7 protein-coding genes are annotated in these 7758 nt (G+C 64.0%); 2 read left to right on the top strand and 5 right to left on the bottom strand.

Translation table 11 applies throughout. The annotated features are described in order from the left end of the window. A partial coding sequence (locus MXAZACID_RS10970; RefSeq protein ID WP_008494415.1) for a TAXI family TRAP transporter solute-binding subunit occupies positions 1–875 on the top strand: 875 nt, incomplete at its 5' end. Between the two features lie 11 nt (positions 876–886). Continuing rightward, entirely contained in the window at positions 887–1366 is a 480-nt protein-coding gene (locus tag MXAZACID_RS10965) for a GNAT family N-acetyltransferase (RefSeq protein WP_168118424.1), read from the top strand. A 55-nt stretch (positions 1367–1421) separates the two neighbouring features. Here the strand turns inward: MXAZACID_RS10965 and MXAZACID_RS10960 are convergent, their stop codons facing one another. The 5 genes from MXAZACID_RS10960 to MXAZACID_RS10940 all read right to left on the bottom strand — a co-directional run bounded on the left by MXAZACID_RS10960 (position 1422) and on the right by MXAZACID_RS10940 (position 7753). Continuing rightward, positions 1422–2075, bottom strand: coding sequence for an ABC transporter ATP-binding protein (locus tag MXAZACID_RS10960; RefSeq protein WP_083878719.1), 654 nt, complete (start codon positions 2073–2075; stop codon positions 1422–1424). A gap of 13 nt (positions 2076–2088) precedes the next feature. After that, positions 2089–3339, bottom strand: a complete 1251-nt coding sequence (locus tag MXAZACID_RS10955) for a lipoprotein-releasing ABC transporter permease subunit (protein WP_008494411.1) — start codon at positions 3337–3339, stop codon at positions 2089–2091. After that, on the bottom strand, positions 3339–4631 hold the full coding sequence (gene proS / locus MXAZACID_RS10950; protein WP_008494410.1) for a proline--tRNA ligase: 1293 nt from the start codon (positions 4629–4631) through the stop codon (positions 3339–3341). Before proS ends, MXAZACID_RS10955 begins: the two co-directional genes overlap by 1 nt. Positions 4632–4639: 8 nt before the next feature. Next, entirely contained in the window at positions 4640–5794 is a 1155-nt protein-coding gene (locus MXAZACID_RS10945; RefSeq protein ID WP_168118423.1) for an acyltransferase, read from the bottom strand. A gap of 309 nt (positions 5795–6103) precedes the next feature. Beyond that, positions 6104–7753 (bottom strand): ribonuclease J, encoded by a 1650-nt coding sequence (locus tag MXAZACID_RS10940; RefSeq protein WP_039885304.1) that lies wholly within the window; start codon positions 7751–7753, stop codon positions 6104–6106. Positions 7754–7758: the final 5 nt, after the last annotated feature.

Genomic DNA, 7758 nt, shown 5'->3' with positions numbered 1-7758 from the left:
CCGGCGCCCCCGGCGGGGCGTTTGCGATTTTCGCCCCGGCCTGGGGCGTGCTGGTGCAGCGGGAAACCGGCATCGATATCGCCTACCGCACCACCGGCGGTTCCAGCGCCGATCTGCTGCTGATCGAGGAAGGCAAGGCGCAGCTTGGGCTCTCCAGCACGGCGGTGGCGGCGCAGGGGCGTTCCGGCCAGGGCAGCTGGACCGCCGGGGTAAAGCTGAACGGCTTCCGCGCCCTGTTCCCGGCCTATGCCTCCAGCCTGCAGATCGTCGCCTCCACCGGGGCAGGCGTGCGCGAGCTGGCGCAGTTGCAGGGGCAGGTGGTCGGCGTCGGGCCGGATGGCTCCAGCAGCGCCGATACGGTGAAACAGATTCTGACAGCACTGGGCGTGGCCCCTGCCCGGGTGGTGAGCGGCGATTACCAGCAGCAGGTGCTGGCGATGCTGAAAGGCGAGCTGGCGGCCTGCGCCTTTATCGGAGCGCCGCCGCTGCCGGCGCTGAACGCGGCGGCGATGGGGCGGCACCTGGCGCTCATCGGCATGTCCGCCGCGCAATCGGCCCAAGTGGCGCATAAGCTGCCGGGATTTTTCCGGACGGTTCTGAGCGCCGATACCTTTCCGGGGCAGAGCGTGAATGTCGGCACGGTGGGGACATCGAATGTCGCGGTCTGTGCGACCGACCTGCCGGACAGCCTGGCCGAGGCGGTGACACGCGCGGCGCTGAAGAACCGCAAGCTGCTGGGCGTGGCCGTGCCGGCGGCGGGGCATGCGCAGGAGCTGGCGCCGATTTACGCGGCGGGGATTGCGTTTCATCCTGGTGCGGCCAGGGCGTTGCGGGCGGCGGGGTACCGGCTGCCGCAGAAGGCTGTGCAGGGTTAGGCTTGGCGGCCATGACTTTGCTCATACGCGCCGCGACCCTGGACGACCACGACGCCCTTATCGCTCAAATTTGGACACTGAACTGTTTTGAGCAAGAGCTGACCCACGATCGCCGTACAGATTTGGCGGGCGCGCGTGAGACATTGACCGACATGATCGCGGCGGCCAGTGAGGACGGAGCTTTGCTCGTTGCGGAACAAGACGGGACGGTGAGCGGGCATTTATGCCTGCTGTACCAGTCAGACGACGCCTACGTGATCGAAGAGCTGCGTGATCATGCGCTTATTTCAAGTCTGTTCGTCAACGAGCCCTGGCGCGGCAAGGGGATTGCCCGGGGCCTGATCGCGCACGCGGAAGCTCTCTGCAAAGCACGCGGCGTTCAACGGCTGCGGCTATTTACCTTATCTGGCAATGCGCGTGCCCGGCATATTTATGAAGAGGCTGGTTTTTCGGTTCAGGGTTTGGATATGGTGAAGCCGCTTACGTCGTAGAGCATCATGCTTTTTGCTTTATGCTCTCCGACGAGACGGGTTTACCCCATTCGTTCTAAACCAACCGCCCCTCGCGCAGCGTGATCTGGCGGTCCATGCGCGCTGCCAGCTCGGGATTATGCGTGGCGATCAGCGCGGCGGTGTTTTCGCTGCGCACCACATGCAGCAACTCCTCGAACACGATGTTGGAGGTGGCGACATCGAGATTTCCCGTCGGCTCGTCGGCCAGCAGCAGCGAGGGATGGTTGGCGAGCGCCCGGGCGATGGCCACGCGCTGCTTCTCGCCGCCCGAAAGCTTGCCCGGCAGATGCGTCGCGCGCGGACCCAGACCGAATTTTTCCAGCAATTCCATGGAGCGTTGATGCGCGGCCGCCTGCGGCACACCGGCGATCATCTGCGGGATGGAGATATTCTCCAGCGCGGTGAATTCCGCCAGCAGATGATGGAACTGATAGACGAAGCCGATTTCCTGGCGGCGCATCGCGGTGCGCCCGGCATCGTTCAGCTCGGCGGCGTTCTGGCCGCGAATGATCACCGCCCCTGCATCCGGCTTTTCCAAAAGCCCTGCCAGATGCAGCAAGGTTGACTTGCCGGAGCCGGAGGGCGCGACCAGGGCGACGATCTCGCCCGGGGCCAGGGTCAGCTCCGCGCCGTCCAGCACGGTAAGGCCGCCAGCATCGGACTGGTAGGTGCGGCGGACCGCCTTCATCGAGAGCAGATATTCACTCACTGCGCAGCGTCTCCACCGGGTCGATCTTCGCCGCCCGCCAGCTGGGATAGAGGGTGGCCAGCACCGAGAGCACCAGCGCCATCAGCACAATCTCCACCACCTCGCGCCAATCCAGCTCGGCCGGCAGGGATTCAAGATAATAGATGGTCGGGTCGAAGAGTTTCTGGCCGGTGATGTGCTGGATGAACAGCCTGATATCGTTGATGTAGTGGCAGAACAGCACCCCCAGCGCGAAGCCGAAGAAGGTGCCGAGCACGCCGATGGAAGCGCCCGCCATCAGGAAGATGCGCAGCACCGAACCGGAACTCGCCCCCATCGTGCGCAGGATCGCAATATCCTTCGCCTTGTCCTTCACCATCATGATCATCGAGGAAATGACATTGAAGGCGGCGACGATGATGATCAGCGTCAGGATCAGGAACATCACATTGCGCTCGACGGTGACGGCGGCGAGGAATGAATCGTTGTTCTGCTTCCAGTCCTGAATATTCAAGGGCTGGCCTGGGAACATGTTGAGGATCGCCTGCTTCACCGCTTCATCGTGATCCGGGTCGGTGACGAAGACCTGGATCTGGCTGGCGCTGCCGGTCTGCTGGAACAAGGTCTGCGCGGCGTCCAGCGGCAGGAAGACGAAGCTCGAATCATATTGCTGCATGCCGGTCTGGAAAATCGCCACCACATGGAAGGCCTGGATCGACGGGATGGTGCCGATGACGGTGGCTTTTCCTTGCGGCAAAATCAGCGAGATTTGCGAACCGACGGAGAGGTTGAATTGCTGTGCCAGCCCGGCGCCGATGGCAATCGCATCGCCGCCGGTGAGGTTGGCGAGCGAACCGGCGACGACATGGTGGGAGACGGTCGGCAGCTGTTTCAGCCCGTCCAGCGTAATGCCGCGCGCGATGCCGCCGGTGGCCCCGCCTTGCGGGCCGGACATCAGCACCTCGCCCTGCGAGATCGGGAAGGCGCCGGTGACATCCTTGATGGTCCGGATCTTCTGCGACATCGCATCATAATTGGTCAGTGGCTGGCCGGCGCCATAGATGCCGATATCGCCATTGAGCCCGAGAATCTGGCTGAGCAACTCCTGGCGGAAGCCATTCATCACCGAGGTGACGATGATGAGTGTGGCGACGCCAAGCGCGATGCCGACGAGCGAGAAAATCGCGATCACGGAGACGAAGCGCTCGCCGCGCCGGGCGCGCAGGTAACGCGCCGCGATCTTCCGCTCGAAGGCGTTGAACATCAGAAGCGAACCTTTGCCAGTGCCTCGTCCACCGGTAGCTCGAAACGCTCGCCCGTGGCGCGGCGCTTCAGCTCCACCATGCGGTTCGCCGCCCCGCGCGGGCCGACGATCATCTGCCAGGGATGGCCCATCAGATCGGCCTCGGCGAATTTCGCCCCGGCGCGCTCCTCGCGGTCGTCATAGAGCGCGTCCTGGCCCAGCGCCTTGTAGAGTTCCTCGCACAGCCCGTCAGTAACGCTATCGCCCTGACGCAGATTGAGGATGGCGGCCTTGAAGGGGGCGATCGCATCCGGCCAGATGATCCCGGCCTCGTCATGCTTGGCCTCGATGATGGCGCCGACCAGGCGGGAGACGCCGATGCCGTAGGAGCCCATCTCGGGGAAGATCTTGCCGCCATCCGGGCCGATGACGCTGAAATTCATCGATTTCGAATATTTGGTGCCGAAATAGAAGATCTGGCCGACCTCGATGCCGCGGCCTTCGCGGCGGCGCGCCTCGGGGATGGTCTCCCAGGTGGCCAGATCATGCTTCTCATCCGTGGCGGCGTAGATTGTGGTCATCTGCTCGTAGAATTTTTCCACGTCGTCATGCGCGAAGGCATCGCCCGCCTCGAAATCCGCATCATAGAACACGCCGGATTCGCCGGTGGGGGCGAGGATGTGAAATTCATGGGAAAGATCGCCACCGATCTGCCCGGTATCGGCGCGCATCGGGATCGCGGTGATGCCCAGGCGCTGGAAGGTGCGCATATAGGCCAGCATCATCTGCTTGTAGGTGATCACCGCACCTTCGCGGTCGAGGTCGAAGCCGTAGCCGTCCTTCATGTAGAATTCGCGGCCGCGCAGCACGCCAAAGCGCGGGCGCACCTCGTCGCGGAATTTCCACTGGATCTGGAAAGCGTTCTGCGGGAGGTCGCGATAGCTCTTCACCGAATCACGGAAGATCGAGGTGATCATTTCCTCGTTGGTCGGGCCGTAGAGCAGCTCGCGCTCATGCCGGTCGGTGATGCGCAGCATCTCCTTGCCGTAGGCGTCATAGCGGCCGGATTCGCGCCAGAGATCCGCGCTCTGGATGGTCGGCATCAGCACTTCCTGGGCGCCGGCCGCCCATTGCTCCTCCCGCACGATCTGCGCGATCTTGTTCAGAACCTTGATGCCCGTCGGCAGCCAGGCATAGATGCCCGAGGCCATCTGCCGGACCATGCCGGCGCGCAGCATCAGCCGGTGCGAGACGATCTGCGCTTCGGCGGGCGTTTCCTTGAGGGTGGGGATCAGGCTTTTGGACAGACGCATGATGAACCTTAAAACAGGGATTGAGGCTTTTCGGTGGCCGGGGGCGGCGGCGCTTGGGCGGGCGCATCCTCGGCCAGCCAGCGATTGGCGGCACGGCGCGCCGGCTGCTCGACGAAGCCGCGCAGCAGGATCGCGAGGATGAAGGTGAGGCCGGTCATGATCAGCGCGAAGAGCGCTTTCTCATCGGTGGGTTGCCAGCCGAGATGACGGAAGAGCTGTACCGTCAGCAGTTCGGCGATGGCGAAGCTCATATAGAAACAATAAGACAGCAGGCCGAGAAAATGCAGCGCTGGGCGGCGGCCGAAAGCCGGCGGGCGCTGCGCGTCATACTGCATATAGAGCCCGAACAGCAGCATCCACAGCCCGAGCACGGTGGCGACATCCACCGTCAGCGCACCGAGCAGGATCAGCGCCGCGCCACCGCCGATGAAGACCCGGCGCCAGACATCATAATCGGCGGCCGCTGAGGCGATACGGACCATCACCATGCCGGCGAGAAATTCCGGAATCAGGCGCCAGAGCCCGGCGGCGAAGGCGAGATTGAGGGTCTCGCCGGCGAAATAATAGATCAGCCCCATCACCGGGAAGACGACGATGGCGAGCTGCAGGGAGACCCCTCGGTCCCAATAGGTCAGCAGCAGCGCGAAGAGCGGGAAGAGCAAATAGCCGGCCCATTCCGTGCTCACCGACCAGGCCGGGTAGTTCCAGGCGCCGAAATGGTCCAGCCCCCAGCCCTGCACCAGGAAGAGATTCTCGACGAAGCTGCCGAGGCCGAAACGCTGCGGACTTTGCGGGGCGATACCCAGCGCGCTACCCAGCGCCAGCAAGGCGAGCAGGATCAGCAAGGTGGCCAGATGCACCGGATAGATGCGCGCCAGGCGCTTGCCATAGAAGCGCAGCCAAGCCTGCGGCGGGGCCGGGCGGAATCGCGCATCGACCTGATCCATGTTCGGGGCGTTGAATTCCTGGTGGGTGTGCATCAGCACCAGCCCGGAGAGGATGAAGAACCCGTCCACCCCCATATAGCCATGCCGCACCAGCCCGGCGGCGGGCCCCAGCCAGGCGGAGAAATGCAAATGCAGATCCAGGTGATAGACGAACACCCAGGCCGCGAAGGCGGCACGGCAGATCGTCAGGTCGGTGAGTTCCGGCTTCTGGCTCATCATCGGCGCCCTGCTCTAAATCAATCTTCGGTCAGATAGAAGCTGCGCCGGGGCGCCCAGGACAAAATGGCCGAAAAGAAAGAAGCCCGCCAGCCCATAAGGGCGGCGGGCCAAGTTCAGGGAGGAAACGCCAGTCACACGGCAGGATGAAGAACCAAACTCCATCCGTACCCACATAATGCGCCGCAACATGGAGAGAAAGCCAGAAAAAACACCTCACTAAAAGCAAGTTTTTTAGGCTTCTGGACTAGTTATGCACCGCGTTTAGGCATGATGACTGAAAACCCTTAAAACTCGCCCAATTTTCACTCAAACCTGCAAAATATGCACCTCGACCAGAGGACGCTTGCCCAGCTTCTTGCCGACGATGCGGCGCAGACCGGCCCGGGCTGCGTCGGCGAAGGCGGCCTCGTCCTGGCGCAAGGACGGGGCGAGGTCTTCCAGAAGCTCCTGGAATTCCTCCTCAAAAGCGCGGCGCTGGCGGGCATCCAGCTCCTCCAGCAGGCCGGGGGCGGAAATTTGCGGGGTGCCGCGCAGCGCCCCCCTGGAGTCGATGGCCAGGCTGCCGACAACGACGCCATTGAACAGCATGCGCTTGCGCGCCGCGAGCACGCCGCCTTTCAGCGGCACGATGCGCTCGCCATCCACCACCAGCCGGCCGGTGGGCACGCTATCCACCACCGCCGGGCCGTTGCCGCCGAACAGCACCACATCGCCATTCTCCACCAGCAGCGTCTCGATGCCGTTTTCCTTGGCGAAGGCCGCCTGGGTGGAGAGGTGACGCCATTCGCCATGGGTCGGGATTATATATTTCGGCCGGACCAACTTGTAGAGCTTGCGCAGCTCCTCACGCGCCGGGTGGCCGGAGACATGAACGAACTCCTCGCCATCCACGATCACCTCGACCCCGCGCCGTGCCAGCTGGTCCTGCACCGTGAAGATGGCGCGCTCATTGCCGGGGATGGTGCGGGCGGAGAAGATCGCCTTGTCGCCCTCGCCCAGCACGGCGTAGCGGTGGGTGTCGGCGGCGATGCGAGCCATGGCGGAGCGCGGCTCACCCTGGCTGCCAGTGACCAGCAGCAGGAGATTGTCATCCGGGATCGCGCCGATCTCGTCCTCGGGCACGAAATCCGGCACATCGCGCAGATAGCCGGCCTCCTGGGCGGCGGCGATGTAATTATTCAGGCTGCGCCCGACCAGCGCCACATGTCGCCCGGCGATCTCGCCGGCGGCGATGATGCTGGCCACGCGCGCGACGTTGGAGGCGAAGCAGGTGACGGCGATGCGCCCATCCAGCTCCGGCAGCAGCGCCTCGAAGCTCTTTTTCACATCGGATTCCGAGCCGGAATGGCCCTCGACCATGGCGTTGGTGGAATCCGAGACCATGGCCAGCACGCCCTTATCGCCCAGTTCGCGCAAGGCGGCCTCGTCCGTCACGTCGCCGATGACCGGGCCGTTATCGAACTTCCAGTCGCCGGTATGCAGCACGGTGCCGTAGCTGGTGGTGATCGCCAGCGCCTGGGCCTCAGGCGTGGAATGGGTCATGCGGATATAGCGCAGGCTGAACGGGGCCAGCTCAAAGGCGCCCCCGGGCGGGATGATGTGGATCTTCACCTCGCGGTGGAAGCTCACCTCCTGCAGCTTGCGGCGGATGACGGCGGCGGCGAAGGGGGTGGCATAGACCGGGCAGCGCAGCTGCGGCCAGAGCCGGGCGATGCCGCCAATATGGTCCTCATGCGCATGGGTGATAACCAGGCCGAGCAGATCCTCGCGCTGCTGCGCGATGAAGGCCGGGTCCGGCAGCAGGATTTCCGCCTCCGGCGTCTCCGGCCCGGAAAAGCCCATGCCGCAATCCACGGCCAGCCATTTGCCGTCACAGCCATAGAGGTTGAAGTTCATCCCGATCTCGCCGGTGCCGCCGAGCGGCACGAAGATGAACCCCGCCTCGGCCTCGTCGATGACGG

The sequence above is a fragment of the Acidocella sp. MX-AZ02 genome (assembly GCF_000306035.1).
Taxonomy (GTDB): domain Bacteria; phylum Pseudomonadota; class Alphaproteobacteria; order Acetobacterales; family Acetobacteraceae; genus Acidocella; species Acidocella facilis.
This window is presented reverse-complemented; position numbering and strand designations above follow the sequence as displayed.

Bases quoted from the DNA above. Each gene is read 5' to 3' on its own strand.
- MXAZACID_RS10960 (WP_083878719.1), bottom strand. From the start codon at position 2,075: ATGAAGGCGGTCCGCCGCACCTACCAGTCCGATGCTGGCGGCCTTACC.
- MXAZACID_RS10945 (WP_168118423.1), bottom strand. From the start codon at position 5,794: ATGAGCCAGAAGCCGGAACTCACCGACCTGACGATCTGCCGTGCCGCC.
- MXAZACID_RS10965 (WP_168118424.1), top strand. From the start codon at position 887: ATGACTTTGCTCATACGCGCCGCGACCCTGGACGACCACGACGCCCTT.
- MXAZACID_RS10955 (WP_008494411.1), bottom strand. From the start codon at position 3,339: ATGTTCAACGCCTTCGAGCGGAAGATCGCGGCGCGTTACCTGCGCGCC.
- proS (WP_008494410.1), bottom strand. From the start codon at position 4,631: ATGCGTCTGTCCAAAAGCCTGATCCCCACCCTCAAGGAAACGCCCGCC.